Below are 21,496 nucleotides of genomic sequence, written 5' to 3' on the forward strand. Positions count from 1 at the left end.
GAGGGCCGCCAGGCGCCGGGCCGTGGGGGCATCGAGCGGGCCGTAGCCTTCGAGCTCCGCCGTGGCGGGCGTCCCGGTGCCGTCGGCAAGTCCGGCGCCGTCGGCGCCGGTCCCGAGGGCAAGGCCGGCGCCGAGGACCAGGCCAGTGCCGTCGGTCCCGAGGGCAAGTTCGACGGGGATGGTCACGATGACCTCGGCGCGGAACGCTCCGGCGCCTGGCTCTTCGGTTCCGCCGAAAAGTCGCTGGAGCAGTGCGTCGGCCCGGAGTTCAGAGAGCGTGCGGTGGCCGGAGACCGTGCGGGGATCGGGGGCGGCGAGAAGTTCGGGGGCGGCGGCGGGTCCGGGCAGGGCTCCGGGCCCTGCGGCCCGGGCGGCAGCCTGCCGGGCGTCGTTGTCGAGCCCGTTGAAGACGGCCAGCCCGGCTTCCGCGGCGAGGCGGGCGGTGAGCGTGCACATCCCGTCCGGCTCGGCGGAAAACCACACGCCGCGCTCACGCCGGGCGGCGGCCTTCCGGGCCGTGAGGCTCTCGGGGTGCAGGCACTCGCGCAGCCGCCGCAGGCAGGCCCGCAGCTCGGACGGCGTGCGGAGCCGGCCCTGCCGCGTCCGGGTGCGCCGCAGCGCCGCCGTGGAGAACTTTTCGGCCTGCCCGGCGGGGAGCGAGCGGGCCTGGTCGAGAATGACCCGGGCGTGCGCCTCGGAGATCTCCCCGGCCTCAACCGCCTCAAGGACCTGCCACTGGGACGTCGTCAGATCCGCGGCGTCATGCAAAAGCCGCGCCGCGGTGGCCTCGGAGAGCGCACAGGCGGTGGACACTTCGGCGACGGCCAGCGCATGGGTCTCGTCCCCGCCGAAGCGTACCGGCTGGTTCTCCTGCCGCCGCGGCGCTTCTTCACCCATCGCTTCCTCAGCCCGGGCCAGGGCCCGCACTTTCTGGGCCGTTGCCCAGGCGATGACACGGTCCGCGGACGCCGCCACCCGGAGCGCCCCATCGGCCGTCAGGAAGGAAGCGAGCGGAAGACTCACCGTGCCGACCAACAAAGAATCCTCCCGGTCAGTGAAGGCCACAGCCGGAACCCACGCATCATCATCCGTCACAAACGCCCTGGCTTCCACACCCCGCCCTCCCTTCCGACACTCCGCTTCCCGGCGCCCCGCTTCCGGATACTTCCAATCTAGGGGGAGGCTCCGACATTTGAAGCCGCCCGCGAATAGTGCGCTTTTGGATAGGGCCGCAGATGGGCGGAGTTCGGCGAGGGGATCATGTTCGCGCGTGTGGAGGGCGCCAGATTTGGAGCGGATTGCCAACCCATTTACTGTTAGCCGGAACGGCCTCGGAACGCATGACCAGTGAGGCTGCGCCCACTGTCGCCCCGGTGTCGAGGCTGCTTCCCGGGAGTGCGATGCTATTGGGGCCAAGTGTCGAGTTCATTCCGAGATCGATTTCGTCCAAACGCATGATTCGGTCATGAAAAAGATGCGTCTGTAGGACACATCCCCTGTTGACGGTGACGCCGTCGCGGAGAGTAATGAGGTCAAATTCTGGAAGGCTGCGCGTCTCGCACCATACCCGCCTTCCGACCTTCGTTCCCATGGAGCGAAGCCAGAAGTTAACAATGGGTGTGCCAACACTCATGCCGATCAGTTCGCCAGCCAGTGATTCGGTGAATACATCAGCCAGTTCGGTGCGCCAGACAAACGAACTCCATAAGGGATGCGCGGAAGGCCGGATTCGTCCAACCAGAGCCCATTTGGCCGCCAAGGCGACAAGGCACGACGCGACCGCGGTGCATAGAACCACAAGACCAGATAGCAGAATCGTAATCACAAGACCTGACTGCAAATACGCGGAGGCTAGCACGTAAAGCGCGGCCAGGCCGAGCCACGCAGTGATGATCGTGGGCACCACACGGCAGACCTCCACCGCCCCGCGGGCGGCGACAAGGCGGCGCGGCGGGTTGTACGTCCGGGACGGATCGCTGTGGTCTACCGAACGGGTCAGCTTCATGGGCGGCTGACCGAACCAGGACGTTCCTTCCGGCATATAGTCGGGAGCCGAGGACAAGACTGCGATCAGGGATTGATCCGGCACGCGGCGATCCGGGCCAACAACCGCGGAGTTGCCGAGGAAAGATTTTTCTCCGACACTGGCATGTCCAAACTGCAGCCAGCCTCCCCGGACGCGCTTGAAGGAGACCAAGGAATGGTCTGCAAGGAAGGAACAGTCGAGAAGACTTGTCAGGTGGGGCATGGTTTCAACGGTGGATATTTCAACACGCTTGCCAACGTTGGCGCCGAGCAGTCGCATCCATCCGGGCGTGAAGAGGCTTGCGTAGATGGGATATGCAAAGATGAGTGCCCTCGTAAGCAGCAGATCAGTCAGCCACCCAGCCCAGGCCGCGGACCCTGCCGACGGATGGAATCCGGGCGCAATCAGGCGGCTTAGTGCCCGGACAAGGCCCGCCGTAATGAACAGGTAGGTCGTTGAGGTGAAAATGACGGCCAGAGGTGTCCACGCCGCCGCAGTCCGGAGGGTAATGTCGAGGCTTCCGCTGCTGTTGCCTGCCACGAAAATCAGCATTGCCGTGGGCAGCGCGGACAGGGCCATGATCGGGGCTAAACCGAACAACGAAAGCGGGTAGACCAGTTTCCCGACGCCTTCCGAACGCCGGGGAGCCGGCGTTAGCGGCCATCCGTTACCCGCCACGCCGACGTGCCGCATCGGTGAACCGGTCCAGAGCTGTCCGTTCGGAACGAATCCGCTGACGCACGTTCCCGGTGCAATTTCAGCCGCGGCTCCAATGCGAGTGCCGGGCAGGAGGGTTGATCGGGCGCCCACTGTTGCATTGCTGCCTATATCGATGCGCCCTATTTTCAGGGCACTACCGTCGATCCAGTAGCCGGCCAAGTCCACACCACGTTCAATGGACGCATTTGCTCCGATGACTGCCATCCCGGTCACAGGCGGCATGGCATCGAGGTGCACACCCTTGCCGATGTGGCACCCCAACGCCCTCGCGTACCAGGGCGCAACGGGTGTACCCATCATGGATCCGAGCGCGCAGTAGGTGATAATACGCTCCGTGGCCCACAGCCGTACATGAACAAGGCCGCCTCTGGGAAAGCTGCCCGGACGAATTCCATGCATCAAGATGCGTGCGCAGACCACTGCGATGCTTAAGCGGGATGGGGCGCTGAAGAGCACGAACCACGCAGCCAAGGTCGGCAGCACCGGGGGGTCGGGCGCCCAGGTTGCACCGATAATCCGCAGGATCAGACTGGTGACCGCCAGGCCAGTGATGTACTTCAGGCCAGTGACGTAGTACAAGCCCAGGATCAGCGGCAGTTGAAGCAACCACGTCCACCTCGGTGTCGAGGTGGGTTCGTCCCCATCCCACGCGGGAGCGGACAGGCCGTCGAGGTAATCCGCCATGGGACCGAGAGCGGGGATGGCGTAAATATCTGCAATGGACGCCTCGGGGTGCCTTGTCCTGACTAAGGAGATCAGCTGTGCCGCGGCGACGCTACCTCCGCCGAGGGCGAAAAAGTCGCTATCCATTGCGAGGGGCGAGGGCCCGAGAATGTTAGTCCACTGCTCTGCGAGCCACGCAGACGTACCGGCAAGTTCCGGTGCTGAACCTGCAAGCAGATTTCCGGGTAGCGGCCAGGGGAGGGACTTCCGGTCGACCTTGCCCGAAGCTTGGATTGGCAGCGAATCAAGCACGCCCAAGGCAGGCAGTAGTTGCGCGGGCAGCATCTCCATAAGCCGGGCACGGGCGCGCACCAGGTCGATGTATGTTCCCGGTTCAGGCACAACATACCCGGCAAGCACACTATTACCGCTGGGGGTGGTGCGGACGGCGCTGGCCGCGGCGGCGACGTTTGGGAGGCGCGACAGTGCTGCGTCGATCTCGCCCAATTCCACACGCCGTCCTGCAAGCTTCACTTGATCATCCGCACGACCTCGAAATACCAAGCCACGGGGGTCAGCGACCACCAAGTCACCACTGCGATACGCGCGGGACCAGCCTAAACCGGCCATCGGAGCAAATTTCTCAGCATCCTCCGCCGAGTCGAGATAACGGCCGAGCCCGACCCCGCCGATGACCAGCTCGCCTTCTTCCCCCCAGCGGACCGGATTCCCTTCGGTGTCCACGACTGCAAGATCCCACCCCGGCAGCGGAAGCCCGATCCGGTTCGGCTCCGTGCCATCGAACAACGCGGCGCAGGAGATCACGGTGGCCTCGGTGGGCCCATACGTGTTCCAGAGTTCCCGCCGCGAACCGGCCAGACGATTCATGAGGACCGCCGGGCAGGTCTCGCCGCCAAGAATGAGGAGCCTGATACCTTCGAGGGCATCCGCGGGCCACAGAGCTGCAAGCGTCGGCACTGTCGATACCGCAGTAATGTGACGCTGAACGAGCCAAGGTCCGAGATCCGCGCCGGAGCGGACTAGTGTTCGGCGTGCAGGAACCAGACAGGCGCCGTTTCTCCAGGCCAGCCAGATTTCCTCACAGGATGCGTCGAAGGCCACGGACAACCCGGCCAGGACCCGGTCGCCTGGGCCCAACGGGTTGCCCCGGCAATATATTTCAGCCTCCGCGTCGGCCCAGGCCGCTGCGGCCCGGTGCGTAACTGCAACCCCTTTCGGCTTGCCGGTTGATCCGGAAGTAAAAATGATCCACGCGTCATCCTCTGCATGCGGCTTCCGACAGTGGCCCCGTGGCCGGCATACAGGGATGAGGGTGATTTCGAGATGCGGTCCGATTACTGCGCAGACGCGCGCTTCCAGCCACACGGTCTCCGCGCGTTCATCCGGTTCTTCCATATCGACCGGGACGTAGGCAGCGCCGCAGGCCATGATGCCAAGAATGGCAAGGTAAAGGTCCGAAGATCCCGATTGCGCCCGGACGCCCACCCGGTCCCCGGCCCCGATGCCCAGGCCCCAAAGGCGCCGGGCGAGGGCTTTCATCCGCGAACCAAGCGCTGCATACGTAAGGCGGACGGATCCGTCGTCAATGGCTGGCGATTCGGAATGCGTTGCGACAGTTTCCCAAACGACGTCTATCAGCGTGCGGGCACGGTGTGCCTGAGCGCTTGGGTACACCGCGGCATCCGGTGGTATCAGGGGGCAACTCGGCCGGGGGTCTTCCGAAGGAACGCCCATCACGCTGACCTAACTGCTGATCTCTTCGGCTTCGTCCGTAGATCGTTTTGTTGAGTGCGCATGTTCTTGTTCAGTCTTTGCCGCCTCAAAACCCGCTCGTACTCGGCAGAGTTCCGCGCCGGGAGCCGGCATTGAGATGGATTCTTTGCAGGCTAGGGGCGACGCGGTGCACGAGGACAGAGTCTTGCGGCCCTTGGCGGAGCGAGCGACACGGCTCAGCGGGGCCTGTCGCCACCCAGCTCCTCCAGACCGGAGGACCCTCCCTGCGGTCCGGCAGGACGGGCCCAGGACCGACTGTTTTGGAGTTTTATGGGTCTTCCGGCGCAGTTCTTGATCAGGAATTCCGCAGTATCGACGTTCCTGCTCGCAAGCACTCTTTCTCTCAAGTAGCGTGGCGCCCGGTTGGCTGTATAGGGCGGCCTCCGACCACTGAACGTCCCGCTTTCTGAAAGGCCTCTCTCATGGCAAGAATCTTCTCCTTTCTCGGTGCCCTGGGCACCACCACCAAGGCTGTCGCCGTAGCCTCAGTCGTCGTAGCCGGCGGCGGCGGGGTAGCGATGGCCGCCACCGCCGAATCCACCGAGCCCGTCTCCGTGGTCTCCGAGGCCCCGGCCGAGACCGTCGATCCGGTTGAGCCTGCGCCCGTGGATCCCGCTCCGGTTGAGCCTTCGCCCGTGGACCCGGCTCCGGTCGAGCCTGCACCTGTGGATCCCGCTCCGGTCGAGCCCGCGCCTGTGGATCCCGCTCCGGTTGAGCCTGCGCCCGTGGACCCGGCTCCGGTCGAGCCCGCGCCCGTGGATCCCGCTCCGGTTGAGCCTGCGCCCGTGGACCCGGCTCCGGTCGAACCCGCGCCCGTGGATCCCGCACCCGTGGACCCGGCTCCGGCTGAACCGGTGCACGTCGACAACTCCGCTTGGGCCCACCAGAACGCCGCCGCCAAGCGGGCCGCCGGCCAGGCGAATGCGGCAGAGCACCGCAGCCCCAAGGCCTCCACTTCGGCAACGCCGTCCCACGGCGCGGGCTCGGCCGTCAAGGCGTCCCCGGCCGCGAAGGCTAAGACCCACGGCAAGGCGAACAAGAACAAATAGCCCGCCTGTGCAGGGCCCCGGACCTCAAGGGCGGGTTCTAGCCCCAAGGGTTCCGGGGCCTTTGCGTTGCCCCGCACGGATCACCGCATGCACCAGAAACCACCTTCAGCAATCGCCGGGCAGCAACGGGTCGATATCAGGCAGCCGCCCCCTGGAAGTGGGCCTCGATGATCCCCTTGATGTCCTCGTGGCAGCCGCCGCAGCCGGTGCCGGCGCGGGTGGCCGCCGAAACTTCGGGCACGGTGCCGCATCCCTCGGTGACCGCGGCGGCGATGGCTGTCCCGCTGACGCCCGCACAGCGGCAAACCGTCCGGCTGGGGTCGGCAGCACGGGGAGAAGCCGGCTGGTCCGGGCCATCCAGGCGCAGCAGCAAGGACCTGTCGGCGGGAAGTTCGGCGCCGCGTTCGAACAGTTGCACCAGCTCGGCAGAGGTGCGCGGCATGCCCACGGCCACGAGGCCCTCGAGCACGCCGGCGCGGGTGGTCATCTTGACGTAGCGGCCGTGTTCGGGGTCCGCCCACTGGGCAATCTGCAGCCGTGCCCGGCCGTTCACCGCCCCGGCGGTGAGGGCCTCCTCGTCCCAGGGGTCCGCGGAAACATCACCGGCGACGGCCATGTTCATGCCACGGGCCTTGAGGACAATGACGCCCGGCTTCTCCATGGGCAGCTCGGGCAGGGACGCAGCCGCCTCCACGGCGCCGGCCTGACGCGCGCCGTCGCCGGCGCCGGAACCGTCAGCGGTTCCCTCGGCAAGGAGGGTCAGGTAGTCGGCCAGCCACTCCGCCTGCCGCCAGCCCGGTGCGACCAGCCCGGAGGGTCCGCGGGCCGTGCGGCACTCACCGCAGGAGGGATCGGGGCAGCGGACTTCGGCGCAGTCGCCGATGGCGAAAATGTGCGGCTCGTGGTGCGCCCGGAGCTTGTGGTCCACCAGGATGCCGGTGGCCGTGGACAGCCCGCAGCCCTCGGCAAGTTCCACCCGCGGCCGGACACCGCAGGACAGGACCAGCAGGTCGCCGTCGATCGCGGAGCCGTCCTCGAGCAGCAGGGCGGAGAAACCGCCGTCGGGCGCGTTGTGCTCGACGCCGGTGGACCGGGCGTTGCCGGCCACCCGCACGCCGCAGTTCCGCAGCGAAGCGGCAAGCACCGCGCCGCCGCCGCGGTCGATGTTTCGTCCCAGCGGGTGCGGGCCGTTGTGCACCACGGTCACCGTGGCGCCCTCTTCGGCCGCGGCCAGGGCCGTCTCCAGCCCGAGCACGCCGCCGCCCAGGACCACCACGCGCCTGCCGCCGGCGACGGCCGCACGCAGCACGGAAGCATCGCGCAGGTCGCGCAACGCGGTCACCCCGGCGGGCAGCACGGGGTGCGCCGGGTCAGGATTCAGGCCGGTTAGGTTGGGGATCACCGGGCGGGAACCGGTGGCGAACACGAGCCGGTCGTAGTGCGGCGTGGTTCCGTCGGTGAGGACCACCTGCTGGCGGGCCCTGTCCACCCGGCGGACGCGGACGCCGAGCCGCACGTCCACGCCGTCGGCGATCAGCGCGGCGGCATCGGAGAGTGCCAGCGCCCCGGCGGTGGTGCGCCCCACGCCAAGGTCGGCCACCAGCACCCGGTTGTACGCGGCGTCGGACTCTTCGCCGATCACCGTCAGGTGGGCGAGCCCGCTGCGCACTGCGGGCAGGAGCTCATCAACCAGCCGTGCGGCCACCGGACCAAAGCCAACAATTACTATCTGCTCACTCATGAGGCCTCCGATGTCTGAAAAACGCTGCTCTGGAGTGCGCTGGTGGCCACCCGGACCCACACCTTGTTGAATTTGAACTCGGGCATCCCGGAGATGGGGTCCGTGGCGGCCTCGGTCAGCCGGTTGGCGCTCTCGAGTTCAGGGAAGTGGAACGGCAGGAACACCGTCTCGGGCCGGATGTCCGTGCTGAGCTCGGCCCGGCAGAGCACTTCGCCGCGCTCGTTGGCGACCGAGACGAACGAGCCGTCGGTGATGCCCATGGACGCGGCAGCGGCGGGGTGGATCTGCATTTTGGCCTCCGGCTGGGCGGCGAGCAGCTCCGGCACACGGCGCGTCTGCGCCCCGGACTGGTAGTGCTCCAGCAGGCGGCCGGTAATGAGCGTCATGGTCTTGGCGCCCGGGTGCGGGTTTGCAGCCGGAGTACGACGGCGGCGGGGCGCCACCGGGGTCAGGACCGCTTTGCCGTCGGCGTGGGCAAACGCGTCGAGGAAGAGGCGCGGTGTGCCGGTGCCGCCGGCGGGGAAGGGCCAGTAGGCGGCTTCGCCGCGGTCCAGCATGGCGTAGTCAATGCCGGAGTAGTCAGCGAGTCCGCCGGCGGAGGCCAGGCGAAGCTCCTCGAAGACCGTCTCGGGGTCCTCACTGTAGGTCGACGGAGCCTCGAGCAGTTCCGCCAGCCGCGCCATGATCCACAGTTCGCTGCGGGCACCGGCCGGGGGAGTGAGGGCCCGGCGGCGCCGGAGGACGCGCCCCTCCAGGTTGGTGAGGGTGCCTTCCTCCTCCGCCCACTGGAGCACCGGCAGGATGAGGTTGGCCTCGGCTGCGGTCTCGGAAACGAAGAAGTCGCAGACCACCAGGAAATCCAGGCTGCGGAGCCCCGCAATGGCCGCGTTGGCATCGGGGGAGGCAACCGCGATGTTCGAGGCGTGCACGAAGAGGCACCGGACGCCGTCGGGCTGTCCGAGTGATTTCAGGAGCTGGACCGCGGGCAGGCCGGGTCCGGGAATGAGCGATTCGGGCACGTCCCAGACCTTCGCCATGTGGGCGCGGGCGGCGGGGTCGGTGATTTTTCGGTAGCCCGGGAGCTGGTCGGCCTTTTGGCCGTGCTCGCGGCCGCCCTGGCCGTTGCCCTGGCCCGTCAGGGTGCCGTAGCCGCTGCGGATCGAGCCCGGCAGGCCAAGCAGCAGGCCCAGGTTGATCGCGGCGGTGGCGGTGTCCGTGCCGTCGACGTGCTGTTCCACGCCCCGGCCCGTGAGGATGTAGGCACCGCCCTTGGCGGCGCCGTCGGCCAGCCGGCGGGCCGTCTCGCGGATCAGGTCTGCCGGCACCCCGGTCAGGGACTGGACGCGTTCGGGCCAAAAGGCGTTGACGCTGCGGGCCAGGGCTTCGAAGCCGCTGGTGCGGGTGCGGATGAAGTCGGTGTCCGCCAGGCCCTCGTGGATCACCACGTGGGACAGGCCCAGGAGGAGGGTGAGGTCGGTGCCCGGCAGGGGCTGCAGGTGCAGGCCGCCGCCGTCGGACGTGAAGGCTGCGGTGGCGGACCGGCGCGGATCCACCACAATCAGCCCGCCGGCGTCGCGCGCTCCCTGCAGGTGCTGCACGAAGGGCGGCATGGTCTCGGCGACGTTGGAACCGAGCATCAGAATGGTGCTGGCGCCGTCGAGGTCCTCCAGCGGAAACGGCAACCCGCGGTCAACGCCGAAGGCCCTCGTGCCGGCGGCGGCTGCCGAGGACATGCAGAACCGGCCGTTGTAGTCGATCCGCGAGGTGCCCAGGGCCAGGCGGGCGAACTTGCCCAGCTGGTAGGCCTTCTCGTTGGTGAGCCCGCCGCCACCGAAGACGCCGACGGCGTCCGCGCCGTAGCGGGCGCGGGTTTCCTTGACGGCCGCGGTGATGAGTGTCAGGGCTTGGTTCCAGCTGACCGGGCGGTGGACGCCGTCGGCGCCCTTCAGCAGGGGCTCGGTGACGCGTCCGGGGTGGTCCAGCAGCGAAGCGGACGTCCAGCCCTTGCGGCAGAGCCCGCCGCGGTTGGTGGGGAAATCCCGCCCGGACACTTCGAGGAGCGGTCCTGCGGGGGTGGGCGCTGCTGCGGTTGGAGCGGGTGGAGCCGGCACTGGGTCTGACCCCGGCTGGACAGCCGGGGTCAGAGCCGCTGGGGACGTCAGCGTCATGGCGCACTGCAAGGCGCAGTAGGGGCAGTGCGTATCGGCGCTTTTGGTCATGTTAGACGTGTCCCATCGCGTTTCGGTTGGCGTTGCGGATGTAGCAGAACCAGCAGACCACCAGCATCAGGACGTACGCACCGACGAATCCGTAGAAAGCGGGCGTGTAGGAGCCGCTGGCGGTGTTGGAGGCGTTGAGCACCTGGGGGATGACGAATCCGCCGTAGGCGCCGATGGCCGAGATCAGGCCCAGGGCCGAGGACGCGAGCCGCTGGGTGGCTACCGTGCTGGCACCGGAGCGGGCGGCCCGGCTGGAGGTGGCGAAGATGACGGGGATCATGCGGTAGGTGGCGCCGTTTCCGAAGCCGCTGGCGGTGAAGAGGAGCAGGAACAGGAACAGGAACAGCCAGAAGTTTTTCAGCGGCAGCGTCCAGATCATGCTCAAGGTGATGACGGCCATGGCGGCGAAGGCAGTGATGGTCATCCGGGCCCCGCCCATCCGGTCGGCGAGACGTCCGCCGTAGGGGCGGGCCAGGGAGCCGACCAGCGGGCCGAGGAAGGCCAGGGACAGGGCCACCGCGCCGACGGAGATGGCGGAGAACGCCGGGAAGTAGTCCTTGATGAGCTTGGGGAACACGCCGGCGAAGCCGATGAACGAGCCGAAGGTGCCGATGTACAGCAGCGCCATGACCCACAGGTGCGGTTCCTTCAGTGCGGCCAGCGAGCCCGCGACGTCGCCCTTGGCGCTGGTGAGGTTGTTCATGTACTTCCAGGCACCGAAGGCCGCCAGGAGGATCAGCGGGACCCACATGAAGCCGGCGACGGGAAGGTTCACGGTGCCGGCTGCCAGGAGGGTGATGGCGATCGGGACGGCCAGCTGCGCGATGGCGGCGCCGAGGTTGCCGCCGGCGGCGTTCAGGCCCAGCGCCCAGCCCTTTTCCCGGGCCGGGTAGAAGAAGGTGATGTTCGCCATGGAGCTGGCGAAGTTACCGCCGCCGAAGCCGGCCAGGGCCGCCACGAACAGCATCACACCGAACGGGGTTGCCGGGTTGGCCACGCACAGGCCCAGGCCGATCGCGGGCAGCAGCAGGAGCAGGGCTGACACGATGGTCCAGTTGCGGCCGCCGAAGCGCGGCACCATGAATGTGTAGGGGATCCGCAGCGTGGCGCCGACGAGGCTCGGCATGGAGATCAGCCAGAAGATCTCGTTGGTGGAGAACCTGAAACCCGCGGAGGGCAGCTGGACCACCACGATCGACCAGAGCTGCCAGACCACGAAACCGAGGAACTCCGCGAAGATGGACCAGTTCAGGTTGCGCCGGGCGATGGGGCGGCCGGTCGACTCCCATTGCTCCTTGTTTTCCGCATCCCAGTTGGCGATCCAGCGGCCGGGCCGGTGGTCGAGGGTAAGGGTGCCGGGACGGGCGGCGTCGACGTCTGCGGTGCCGAGTTCGGCGGTGCGTTCAGCAGTCACGGGGGAGACCTCCTTGGGGGTGTTGTCCTTCCAAGGTAGGGACGCCGCGTTTCAGGGACTGGCGCCGTTTATTAACGGGCTGTGACTTTTGCCTATCGGGGCCTTTGGAGGGGTGTGAGAATCGGTGTGGCTTCCATCACGTGAGACGACGACACGCGTCCAAATAGTGGAACATTTGTCCATTGACTGGACGGTAGGAACTATTATCAGACATATACGAATCCTTAGCCGGCGGCCCCGAGCATCGGGCTCTGGGGACATTTCCGTCCGGTCTTCATGAAAGCGCTACTACATGTCATCCACCGCAACCTCCGCGGAGCATGGGTCCGCCAAGCAGGTGAACTCGCGCGGCCGCGTGATCGTCGCCAGCCTCATCGGCACCACCGTCGAGTTCTACGACTTCTACGTGTACGCCACCGCTGCCGTACTGGTTTTCCCGAAGCTGTTCTTCCCGGGGCAGAACGAGACCACCCAGCTCCTGAGCTCCTTCGCCGTGTTCGGCGTCGCGTTCATCGCCCGCCCGCTCGGCTCGATCGTCTTCGGACACTTCGGTGACAAGTTCGGCCGCAAGGGCACGCTCGTGGCCTCGCTGCTGACGATGGGCATCGCCACCTTCCTGATCGGATGCCTGCCGACGGCGAGCGTCCCGGGCTGGGCTTTCTGGGCCCCGGCCCTGCTCGTGGTCCTGCGCTTCGCCCAGGGTCTGGCCCTCGGCGGCGAATGGAGCGGCGCGGCCCTGCTGGCGACCGAAAACGCCCCCGCCTCGAAGCGCGCGATCTACGGCACCTTCCCGCAGCTGGGTGCGCCGATCGGCTTCATCATCGCCAACGTGATCTTCCTGGTCTTCAGCTACACCCTGACCCCGGCGGCCTTCGAGGCCTGGGGTTGGCGCGTGCCGTTCCTGGTCAGCGCCGTGATGGTGATCATCGGTCTTTACGTGCGCCTGAAGCTGATCGAAACCCCCGCCTTCACCAAGGTCGTTGAATCCAACGAGGTAGCCAAGCTGCCGCTGGCGCGGGTCTTCAAGACCAGCTGGCGCCCGCTGATCCTGGGCACGTTCATCATGCTCGCCACCTACGTGCTCTTCTACCTGATGACCACCTTCACGCTGACCTACGGCACCCGCCCGGCCAGCCTGGAGGCGGCGAAGGCTGCCGCCGAAAAGGCCGGCAAGCCGATGACCGAGGCCGCGGCCGCAGCATTCGTCCCGGGCCTGGGTTACACCCGGAACGACTTCCTGTGGATGCTGATCGCCGGCGTTGTGTTCTTCGGCATCTTCACCCTGGTTTCCGGCCCGCTGGCCGAGAAGTATGGCCGGCGCAAGATGCTGATCTCCGTGACGGCCGGCATCTTCGTCTTCGGTCTGCTGTTCGTTCCGCTGTTCAGCGCCGGGTTCGTGGGCGCCATGGCGCTGCTGATCATCGGCTTCTCCCTCATGGGCCTGACCTTTGGCCCTATGGGTGCGCTCCTGCCGGAACTGTTCCCCGGCAACGTCCGCTACACCGGCTCCGCGGTCAGCTACAACGTCTCCAGCATCCTCGGCGCAGCCGTGGCTCCCTTCATCGCCGTGGCGCTTTGGGAACTGGCCGACGGCAGCACCGTGCTGGTGGGTGTCTACCTCGCGTCCATGGCCGTGCTGACGCTCATCGCGCTGTTCCTGAGCAGGGAAACCCGCGACCTGGACTACGAGAACAACGTGGCCTAACGCTCCGTCCCGGTTCCTACTGCAGATGCCCGGCGTGTTCCTCGGACACGCCGGGCATCTGCGTATCGGCCGGAAAGCAACCGGGCGGGAACGCGCGGCGCCGCCGGCCGGCTAGCTGGCGTACCGCTCCACGAAGTTCCGAAGGATCTTCATGGGTTCGCTGGCTGTGAAGCGCCTGGCGTCCTCCATCAGCATTTCGGCCGATTCCGGCGGGAAATAGCCGGCATGGCGATAGATGTCGATCCTGGTGACCAGGCCCTCGGCATCGAGCTCCGGGTGGAACTGGGTGGCGTACAGGTTGGTCTTGATCCGGAACATGTGCACCGGGCAGGCGGCGGAGCTCGCCAGGAGCACTGCGTGGGAGGGCAGAAGCGTGCACGCTTCCTTGTGGCCGGTGAAAGCCGTGAAGCTCTCCGGCAGCCCGCGCAGGAGGGGATCGGCCAGGCCGTCCGCCGTCAGCTTGATGGTCACGCCGCCGAGTCCTTCACCATAGGTCCGGTCGATCACCGCACCCTGATGCCGGCCCAGGGTGCCGACCCCGTAGCAGGCACCAAGGAAAGGGAAGTCCTCGGCGACGATCCGGTCCAGTAGCGTGGCGAGCTCCTTCTCGACGCGGTGCTGGACGCCGGTCTTGTGCCCGGGAGGGTCGCTGGATGTGAAGGGGCTGCCGCCCACGATGACCCCGGAGTAGCGGGAAAGGTCCAGCTGAGGCAGCGGCGCGGCTTCCATCCGGATGCGCCGCAGCTGCGCGGGTTCGAGCCCGCCGTAGCGCAGGTACGCCCGGTACTCGTCGTCGGCGGCGTCGTTCTCGGCGCGGGAGGCCAGCAGCAGGAATGGCTTCACAGACCCAGTCTGCACGGGCAGGACACACGCGCGCCAGAGGCGCGCCCGCGTCCTGCCGTGCCCCGGGGGTGGCGCTGGGTAACTACTCGGGCGCGCCGTCTTCGATCATGGCGATCACGGCGCCGGCGGACACCGTCTCGCCGGCCGAGGCGGCGAGGCCGGTCACGACCCCGGCGCGGTGCGCGGTGAGGGGCTGCTCCATTTTCATCGCTTCGAGAACGACGACGAGATCGCCTTCCGCGACCGTGTCACCTTCCGCGACGGCCACCTTGACGATGGTGCCCTGCATGGGGGAGGCCAGCGCGTTGCCGCTCGCGGCCGCGGTGGCTGCGCCGCCGCGCGAGCGCTTCTTGACTTTGGCCGGCTTGGCTCCGCCCGTGTTGCTGACCGAGCCCAGCGACGCCGGGAGGACAACCTCAAGGCGCTTGCCGCCGACCTCGACGACGACGCGCTGGCGCTCGCCGTCGTCGGCCGCTTCCGCCTCGCCGCCGGTGGGGGTCCAGGCCGGAATGTCATTGACGAAGGCCGTCTCGATCCAGCGCGTGTGGACCTTGAAGGGGCCTTCGGCCGGTGCGAAATCAGGGTTGGAGACCACAGCGAGGTCGAACGGGATGACGGTGGGGATGCCTTCGACCACCATTTCCTCCAGTGCCCGCCGGGAGCGCTGCAGGGCCTGGGCGCGGGTGGCGCCGGTGACGATCAGCTTGGAGAGCATGGAGTCAAAGTTGCCGCTGATCACGTCGCCCTGCTCCACGCCGGAATCGATGCGGATACCGGGGCCCGTGGGGTTCTTGAGCGTTGTGATGGTGCCGGGGGCGGGCATGAAGTTCCGTCCCGGGTCCTCGCCGGTGATGCGGAATTCGATCGAGTGGCCGCGGACTTCCGGGTCGCCGTAGCCGAGCTCCTCGCCGCGGGCCAGCCGGAACTGCTCACGGACGAGGTCGATGCCGGTGACTTCCTCGGAGACGCAGTGCTCTACCTGCAGGCGGGTGTTGACCTCGAGGAAGGAGATGGTGCCGTCCTGGCCGACGAGGAATTCGCAGGTACCGGCGCCGAGGTAGCCGGCCTCCTTGAGGATGGCCTTGGAGGATTCGTAGAGGCGCTGGTTCTGCTCCTCGGTGAGGAAGGGGGCCGGTGCTTCCTCGACGAGTTTCTGGTTGCGGCGCTGCAGCGAGCAGTCGCGGGTGGAGACGACGACGACGTTGCCGTGGGCGTCGGCGAGGCACTGTGTCTCGACGTGCCGCGGGGCGTCCAGGAAGCGCTCGATGAAGCACTCGCCACGGCCGAAGGCGGCGACGGCCTCGCGCACGGCGGATTCGAAGAGCTCGGGGATTTCCTCGCGGGTGCGGGCCACCTTGATGCCGCGGCCGCCGCCGCCGAAGGCCGCCTTGATGGCCACGGGCAGGCCGAACTTGTCCACGAAGTCGAGGATTTCCTCGGCGGATTCGACCGGGTCGGCGGTTCCGGGAACCTGCGGGGCACCCACCTTTTCGGCGATGTGGCGGGCCTGGACCTTGTCGCCCAGCGCGGAGATCGCTTCGGGGGAGGGCCCGATCCAGGTGATGCCGGCGTCGATCACCTTGGCGGCGAATTCGGCGTTCTCGGCCAGGAAGCCGTAGCCGGGGTGGATGGCATCGGCGCCCGACTGGCGGGCGGCGTCGATGATCTTGTCCATCACGAGGTATGACTCCGCGGCGGTGGTGCCGCCCAGCGCGTAGGCTTCGTCAGCGAGCCGGGCATGGAGCGCGTCGCGGTCAGGATCCGCGTAGACGGCCACCGACGCGATGCCCTCATCGCGGGCGGCGCGGATGATCCGCACCGCGATTTCTCCGCGGTTGGCGATCAGCACCTTGCTGAGCCGGCGGGGAACTCCGGCTGCTGGTGACTGCGTTGATCCCGGCACGGTGGTGGCGGACTGCTCCGAATTTGCTGACAAGGCGTCTCCTTCTTTCCTTCAGGGAGCCTAGCGCGGTTTTGAGGGTTCCGCCGATATTACTTGCGGAATCCGCGCGTAAACGGCCCTTCCTTTGTAGGGTTGCCACAAAAGGCCGCCGAATTGGTGCGGTCAGTGCGCACCCTCGCCCGGCCCGCGCTCACTCCGCGCTCACTCGGCGCGGACGTCCGACGGGTCCACGGCGCCGGCGGTCCACAGTTCGGTGATTCCCACATTGGCCTGGCTGAGCAGCGCGCGGAGGGTGGAGATGGAGAGCCCGACGACGGTGTGGGGGTCGCCGTCGATCTTGCGGATGAACGCCCCGCCGTAGCCGTCAATCGTGAAGGAGCCGGCGCACTCGAGCGGTTCGCCCGTGGCGATGTAGGTCTCGATCTCCTCAGCGGTCATCTCCATGAAGTGCACCTCGGCGGAGGTCACCGAACCGAGGGTGGCCCCCGAGCCGCGCGCGGCGACGTCGCCGCCGTCGGCGTCTTCTGCGTCGGTGTCTGAGGCGGTGTCTGCGTCGGTGTCGCGGCAGTCGACGAGCCAGTGGCCGGTGTGCAGCACGCCCATGCTGCCGCTCATCCGGAGCATGCGCTCCCGGGCGACGTCGGCCGTGTAGGGCTTGCCGTGGGCCTCGCCGTCGAACTCGAAGACGGAGTCGCAGCCGATCACCAGGGCGCCGTCGGCCTCGGGCAGGGAGGCGACCGCCTCGGCTTTCGCCCGGGCCAGCAGCAGGGCCGTGTCGTGCGGGTCCGTGACACCGTACCGGGCCTGGACGGCGTCCTCGTCCACGTCAGAGACGAGGACCTCGTGGGCGATGCCGGCGTTGCGCAGCAGCTTGGTGCGGGCGGGGGACTGGGAGGCAAGGATGAGGCGGGTCACGGCTCCAGCCTAGTTGACGGGCTCCGGCATGGATCCGCGCTGCCCCTGAGAACCTCAGCGCGCGGCGACCTCCTCAGGCTCCGCTTCCGGTTCGGCTTCGGGCGAGGCCGCCGCGGCCGGTGCCGGCTGGCGGAGCTTCGCGCCCTCGACGTCGACGTCCGGCAGGACCCGGTTCAGCCAGCGGGGCAGCCACCACGCCTTGTCGCCGAGCAGGTACATCACGGCGGGGACGATCGTCATGCGGACCACGAAGGCGTCCACCAGCACGCCGAAGGCCATGGCGAAGCCCAGCGGCCGGACCATGTTCAGGTGCGAGAAGATGAAGCCGGCGAAGACGCTGACCATGATGATGGCGGCCGCGGTGACCACGGACGCGGCATGGCTGAAGCCGGTGCGGACCGCGTGCCTGGCCGGCTCTCCGTGCATGAACGATTCACGCATTCCCGAGGTGATGAACACCTGGTAGTCCATGGCCAGGCCGAACAGCACTCCGATCAGGATGATCGGCAGGAAGCTCAGCACGGCGCCCGGGTTTTCGACGCCGAACACGGTGCCCAGCCAGCCCCACTGGTAGACCGCGACGACGGCTCCGAAGGCGGCCGCGAGCGAGAGCAGGAAGCCGCCCGTGGCCAGCAGCGGCACCACGATCGAGCGGAAGACGAGCAGCAGCAGGATCAGCGAGAGTCCGACGACGATTGCCAGGTACGGGGGCAGGGCGTCGCCGAGCTTCGTGGAGACGTCGATGTTGCCGGCCGTCTGGCCCGTGAGGCCGATGCTGACGCCGGTGGCGTCCTTGATCTGGTTCTTTTCGGCGCGCAGGTCGGAGACCACCTTGACCGTGCTGGCGCTGGCGGGACCCTCCCGGGGAATGACCTGGAACACCGCGGTGCGGCGGTCCTCGCTCAGGGCCACCGGAACCGCGGCGGTGACGTTGGCCGTGCCGCGGAGGATGTCGGCGACGTCGAGCTGCTTGGCTGCGGCTTCGGCTTCGCTAAGCCCTGCGGGGAAGTCGCCCACCACCACGATCGGGCCCGTCATGCCCTCGCCGAAGCTGCGGCCGGTGACGTCGTAGGCCTTGAATGCCTGCGACTCGACGGGCTCGGACCCGCCGTCGGGCAGCGCGAGCCGCAGCTGGCTGGCCGGCAGCGCCACGATGCCCAGCAGCAGGACACCGGCCAGCAGCGCCAGGATGGGGTGCCGGGTGACGAGGCCGCCCCAGCCGCGGGTGCTGCGGCGTTCGTCCCGGGCGCGGTCCTCCCTCTCATGGGCGGGAGCGGCGTTGTGCTTCTCCGCCTTGGCCCAGGCGCGGCGGGAAATGAGCCTGGGGCCGATGAGGGACAGCACGGCCGGGGTGAGCGTCAAAGCGACGACGACGGCGACTGCCACCGTTGCGGCGGCGGACAGGCCCATGACGGCCAGGAAGGGGAGCCCCGGAATGACGAGGGCCGCGAGGGCGATGATGACCGTCAGGCCCGCGAACAGCACGGCGTTGCCGGAGGTGCCGGTGGCGAGGGCCACGGATTCCTCGCCGTCCATGCCGGCCAGGAGCTGGCCGCGGTGCCGGTTGACGATGAAGAGCGAGTAATCGATGCCCACGGCGAGGCCCAGCATGAGGGCCAGCATCGGGGAGATGGAACTCATGTCGACGGCGCCGCTGAGGGCGAAGGTGCCGCCGACGCCCACTGCCACACCCACCAGGGCCATCAGGAGGGGGAGCCCGGCGGCGATGAGCGTTCCCAGCATGACGATGAGCACCAGAGCCGCGATGGCGATGCCGAGGATCTCGGAAATGCCAAACAGCTCCGAGACGTCCTCGGTGATTTCCTTGCTGGCCAGCGCGGTCACGCCAGCGGAGGAGACCTCGTGGGCGATGTCCTGGACCTGTTGGCGCACAGCGGGGGCGAGCCCGTTGATCGAGGTCTTGAACTGGACCTGTGCGATCGCCGCCGTGCCGTCCTCGGAAACGAACCGCATGCCCTGCGAGGCCTCAAGCTGGCGCTTGGCCAGGGCAAGCCTGGCCGTACCGGCCCCGAGTTCCTTCGTCCCGGCGTCGAGCTTTGCCTGACCCGTGGCCAGGGCGGCCTTCTGCTGGCCGAGTTGGGCGTCGATCGCCTCCGGGGACAGGCCGGCTGCGGCCATCTGCTGCTCGGCTGCGGCCAGTTGGGCCTTGCCCGAGGCCAGCTGCGCGGCCGAAGCGTCCAGTTGCGCCTTCCCTTCGGAGGCCTGCCGCTCCCCGGCGGCAAGGTCCGTGATGGCCTTGTCCAGCTGGGCCTGGGTGGCGAACGGATCCACGGTGCCTTGAACATCCGGGAGCGTCTTCAGCTTGGCCAGGGCCGCTGAGACCGCGTCCTTCCCGGCCGGCGTGAACTGGCCGTTCGGCACCTCGAACACAATGCCGGCCGACCCGCCGGAGGACTTGGGCAGTTCCCGCTTCAGCTTGTCCGCCATCTGCTGGGTTTCCGTGCCGGGAATCTGGAAGTTGTTGGACATGGTGCCGTGGAAGGCTGCCGCAGCGCCGCCGACGGCCACCAGGACGGCGAGCCAGAGGGAAATGACGAGCCAGCGGTGACGGTAGGAGAACTTGCCGAGACGATAGAGCAAAAGAGCCATGTCAGTGCCGATCTGGGGAAGGGGTGGCGGGGGAGTGGGATGCGAAGCCGGAACCGAGCAGGCCCATGGAGTCGATCAGGAGTTGGCGGAGGGCGGCCAGCGAGGCCGGGCCGAGGTCGCCGCCGCGGCGGGCGAACCAGACGTCCAGGGCCGCCTTGCCGCAGGAGATGATGGAGCCGGCGAGGGCGCGCAGATACAGTTCGTCAATGTCTCCGCCGGCGGTTAGCGCAAAGCGTTCGCGGGCGGCGTCGATGATCTGTCCGGTGCAGTGGTCCCAGGCCTCGAGTTCGGAGCGGTTGAGCTGGGGATTGGTCTGGCCCAGGCTGTAGAGCTCGGCCACCGGTGCCACGGTCATGGGATCGGCCAGTTCAACCAGGGCCGCGCGGGCCGACTCCAGGATGGGTTCGCCGGCGGGCCGCAGCCGGAACTGCTGGAGCGCCGTGTCCAGGAAGCCGAACGTCACCGAGGCCAGTGCTGCCTCGGTGCTGCCGAAGTAGTTGAAGAACGTGCGGCGGGAGATCCCGGCCGCGTCAGCGATGTCCTCCACCGTGAAGTTTCCGGGACCGCGCGTCCGGAGCAGGTCCATGGCGGCGTCCGTGATGGCCTGCCGGGTGGCCGCCTTGTTCAGTTCGCGGCGCGAAGGGACAGGTTCGGGCTGGCGGGGGTCACCGGAAGACTGGCCCGATGCCGCAGGCGGTGCATCTGCAGGAGAAGGGGTTGAAGGCACGCGCTTACACTACGTGCATGTTTGCACTCTGGGCAAGTATGGTCAGGGCCGGGGCGCGGGTGCTGCGTCCCCGGAGGTCAGGTAGATCGACTGGCCCGTGGCGCCCGGCTCGTCCCGGGTCAGCGGGATGGCAAAGACGGCGGTGCCGTAAGCGCAGATTTCCGTCCAATTCGTTCCGATCGCGGACGTATCGAAGCGCATCGCGATGATGGCGTTGGCGCCGCGCTGTTCGGCTTCTGCCACCATCCGGGCCATGACGTCCCGCCGGCTGTCGTAGAGGGCCCGGGTCATTTCCAGCACCTCTCCGCCGGCCAAGGACCGGAAGCCGGCCACAACCTGGGCGGTGATGTCCCGCGAGCGGACGGTCAGGCCCATGACCTCGCCGAACACGGCGTCGATCCGGTGGCCCGGGATGTCGTTCGAGGTAACGATCAGCATGTCCCAGAGCCTATCCAGTTTTCACAGCAAGATTCACAGGAACATGAAAGCTGGGAAACAGCTATCTCTGCTTGCGCAGGTGCAGACTGGAGAGGCTCATGGAGCAGACTTGCCCGGAAGACTAACAGCTACAGCGCCGTCACTGCGCGGCAGATCCAGGAGACAGCACATGTCACGCACAGCCAGAATCGCGCTCAGCCTTGGTGCCGCAGCCGTGGCGCTTGGCGCCGGGATCGGAGTCGCCGGGATCGCATCGGCCACCGCAACGCCCAGCCCCACGCCGGCCCCCACTTCCGCCGCGCCGGGAGACCACTTCGCCGACGGCCACGGCCTGCACGGCGGCCGTCACGGCCACAGCGGTGCGGCGTTCGGCGCCGGTGCCTCGGAACTCGCCGCAAAGCTGGGCGTCGACCAGACCAAGCTCACCGACGCCCTGAAAGCCTTCCGCGACGCCAACAAGCCCGCCACCCCGCCGGCCGAGGGGCAGCAGCGCCCGGACCGCGCCGCGAAGGAAAAGGCCTTTGCCGCCTCCCTGGCAAAATCGCTCGGCATCGATGAAGCCAAGGTCACTGCCGCCCTTGAGGAACTCCGCGCCGCCGAGCACGCCAAGCACGCCGCCGCGCTGAAGCCGCGGCTGGACCAGGCCGTGAAGGACGGCACCCTGACCCAGGCCGAAGCCGATGCCGTCACCAAGGCGGCCGAAAAGGGTGTGATCGGCGGACGCTGACG

At 67.9% G+C, this 21,496-nt stretch carries 14 protein-coding genes; 3 read left to right on the forward strand and 11 right to left on the reverse strand.

The window, feature by feature from the left end:
- Both ACFVVK_RS16440 and ACFVVK_RS16445 read right to left on the reverse strand, forming a co-directional pair.
- Positions 1-1,023: DUF222 domain-containing protein (locus ACFVVK_RS16440; RefSeq protein ID WP_390269144.1), on the reverse strand; the 1,023-nt coding region annotated here is incomplete at its 3' end.
- A 235-nt stretch (positions 1,024-1,258) separates the two neighbouring features.
- On the reverse strand, positions 1,259-5,164 hold the full coding sequence (locus ACFVVK_RS16445) for a Pls/PosA family non-ribosomal peptide synthetase (RefSeq protein ID WP_390269147.1): 3,906 nt from the start codon (positions 5,162-5,164) through the stop codon (positions 1,259-1,261).
- 461 nt (positions 5,165-5,625) lie between these two features.
- Here ACFVVK_RS16445 and ACFVVK_RS16450 point away from each other — a divergent pair, with 461 nt between their 5' ends.
- Complete coding sequence (locus tag ACFVVK_RS16450; RefSeq protein ID WP_390269150.1) at positions 5,626-6,252, forward strand: hypothetical protein; 627 nt, start codon at positions 5,626-5,628, stop codon at positions 6,250-6,252.
- Between the two features lie 136 nt (positions 6,253-6,388).
- Here ACFVVK_RS16450 and ACFVVK_RS16455 read toward each other — a convergent pair whose 3' ends face one another.
- From ACFVVK_RS16455 to ACFVVK_RS16465, 3 genes are read right to left on the reverse strand one after another with little or no spacing between them, the layout of a single operon-like run.
- A complete protein-coding gene (locus ACFVVK_RS16455) occupies positions 6,389-7,993 on the reverse strand; it encodes an FAD-dependent oxidoreductase (protein WP_390269152.1) in 1,605 nt (534 codons plus the stop codon).
- The gene (locus ACFVVK_RS16460; protein WP_390269155.1) at positions 7,990-10,212 is read right to left on the reverse strand and encodes a molybdopterin oxidoreductase family protein; all 2,223 of its coding nucleotides are present in this window, start codon (positions 10,210-10,212) and stop codon (positions 7,990-7,992) included. The genes ACFVVK_RS16455 and ACFVVK_RS16460 overlap by 4 nt, the downstream gene beginning before the upstream one ends.
- Position 10,213: 1 nt before the next feature.
- Complete coding sequence (locus ACFVVK_RS16465) at positions 10,214-11,626, reverse strand: MFS transporter (protein WP_390269157.1); 1,413 nt, start codon at positions 11,624-11,626, stop codon at positions 10,214-10,216.
- A gap of 292 nt (positions 11,627-11,918) precedes the next feature.
- Here ACFVVK_RS16465 and ACFVVK_RS16470 point away from each other — a divergent pair, with 292 nt between their 5' ends.
- Positions 11,919-13,331 (forward strand): MFS transporter, encoded by a 1,413-nt coding sequence (locus ACFVVK_RS16470; protein WP_390269160.1) that lies wholly within the window; start codon positions 11,919-11,921, stop codon positions 13,329-13,331.
- Positions 13,332-13,442: 111 nt separating this feature from the next.
- On the opposite strand, the gene ACFVVK_RS16475 is transcribed toward ACFVVK_RS16470, so the two are convergent.
- The 6 genes from ACFVVK_RS16475 to ACFVVK_RS16500 form a co-directional block, all read right to left on the reverse strand.
- Positions 13,443-14,174 carry a glutamine amidotransferase gene (locus tag ACFVVK_RS16475; RefSeq protein ID WP_390269163.1) on the reverse strand — a complete coding sequence of 244 codons (732 nt, stop codon included), beginning with the start codon at positions 14,172-14,174 and terminating at the stop codon, positions 13,443-13,445.
- Positions 14,175-14,256: 82 nt separating this feature from the next.
- On the reverse strand, positions 14,257-16,077 hold the full coding sequence (locus ACFVVK_RS16480) for an acetyl/propionyl/methylcrotonyl-CoA carboxylase subunit alpha (RefSeq protein WP_390269464.1): 1,821 nt from the start codon (positions 16,075-16,077) through the stop codon (positions 14,257-14,259).
- Positions 16,078-16,278: 201 nt separating this feature from the next.
- Entirely contained in the window at positions 16,279-16,992 is a 714-nt protein-coding gene (locus ACFVVK_RS16485) for a Maf family protein (protein WP_390269166.1), read from the reverse strand.
- 54 nt (positions 16,993-17,046) lie between these two features.
- Positions 17,047-19,602 (reverse strand): MMPL family transporter, encoded by a 2,556-nt coding sequence (locus ACFVVK_RS16490; RefSeq protein WP_390269169.1) that lies wholly within the window; start codon positions 19,600-19,602, stop codon positions 17,047-17,049.
- Between the two features lies 1 nt (position 19,603).
- Positions 19,604-20,329: a TetR/AcrR family transcriptional regulator gene (locus ACFVVK_RS16495; RefSeq protein WP_390269172.1), complete on the reverse strand. Its 726-nt coding sequence runs from the start codon at positions 20,327-20,329 to the stop codon at positions 19,604-19,606.
- 42 nt (positions 20,330-20,371) lie between these two features.
- Positions 20,372-20,767 (reverse strand): YbjQ family protein, encoded by a 396-nt coding sequence (locus tag ACFVVK_RS16500; protein WP_390269175.1) that lies wholly within the window; start codon positions 20,765-20,767, stop codon positions 20,372-20,374.
- Positions 20,768-20,936: 169 nt separating this feature from the next.
- Here ACFVVK_RS16500 and ACFVVK_RS16505 point away from each other — a divergent pair, with 169 nt between their 5' ends.
- Positions 20,937-21,494 (forward strand): hypothetical protein, encoded by a 558-nt coding sequence (locus ACFVVK_RS16505; protein ID WP_390269177.1) that lies wholly within the window; start codon positions 20,937-20,939, stop codon positions 21,492-21,494.
- Positions 21,495-21,496 lie beyond the last annotated feature (2 nt).

The sequence above is a fragment of the Arthrobacter sp. NPDC058192 genome, from assembly GCF_042883665.1.
GTDB lineage: Bacteria > Actinomycetota > Actinomycetes > Actinomycetales > Micrococcaceae > Arthrobacter.

Excerpts from the sequence above, each read along its gene's own strand:
- ACFVVK_RS16505 (WP_390269177.1), top strand. The coding sequence starts at position 20,937 with ATGTCACGCACAGCCAGAATCGCGCTCAGCCTTGGTGCCGCAGCCGTG.
- ACFVVK_RS16500 (WP_390269175.1), bottom strand. The coding sequence starts at position 20,767 with ATGCTGATCGTTACCTCGAACGACATCCCGGGCCACCGGATCGACGCC.
- ACFVVK_RS16490 (WP_390269169.1), bottom strand. The coding sequence starts at position 19,602 with ATGGCTCTTTTGCTCTATCGTCTCGGCAAGTTCTCCTACCGTCACCGC.
- ACFVVK_RS16460 (WP_390269155.1), bottom strand. The coding sequence starts at position 10,212 with ATGACCAAAAGCGCCGATACGCACTGCCCCTACTGCGCCTTGCAGTGC.
- ACFVVK_RS16470 (WP_390269160.1), top strand. The coding sequence starts at position 11,919 with ATGTCATCCACCGCAACCTCCGCGGAGCATGGGTCCGCCAAGCAGGTG.
- ACFVVK_RS16445 (WP_390269147.1), bottom strand. The coding sequence starts at position 5,164 with ATGGGCGTTCCTTCGGAAGACCCCCGGCCGAGTTGCCCCCTGATACCA.
- ACFVVK_RS16455 (WP_390269152.1), bottom strand. The coding sequence starts at position 7,993 with ATGAGTGAGCAGATAGTAATTGTTGGCTTTGGTCCGGTGGCCGCACGG.
- ACFVVK_RS16450 (WP_390269150.1), top strand. The coding sequence starts at position 5,626 with ATGGCAAGAATCTTCTCCTTTCTCGGTGCCCTGGGCACCACCACCAAG.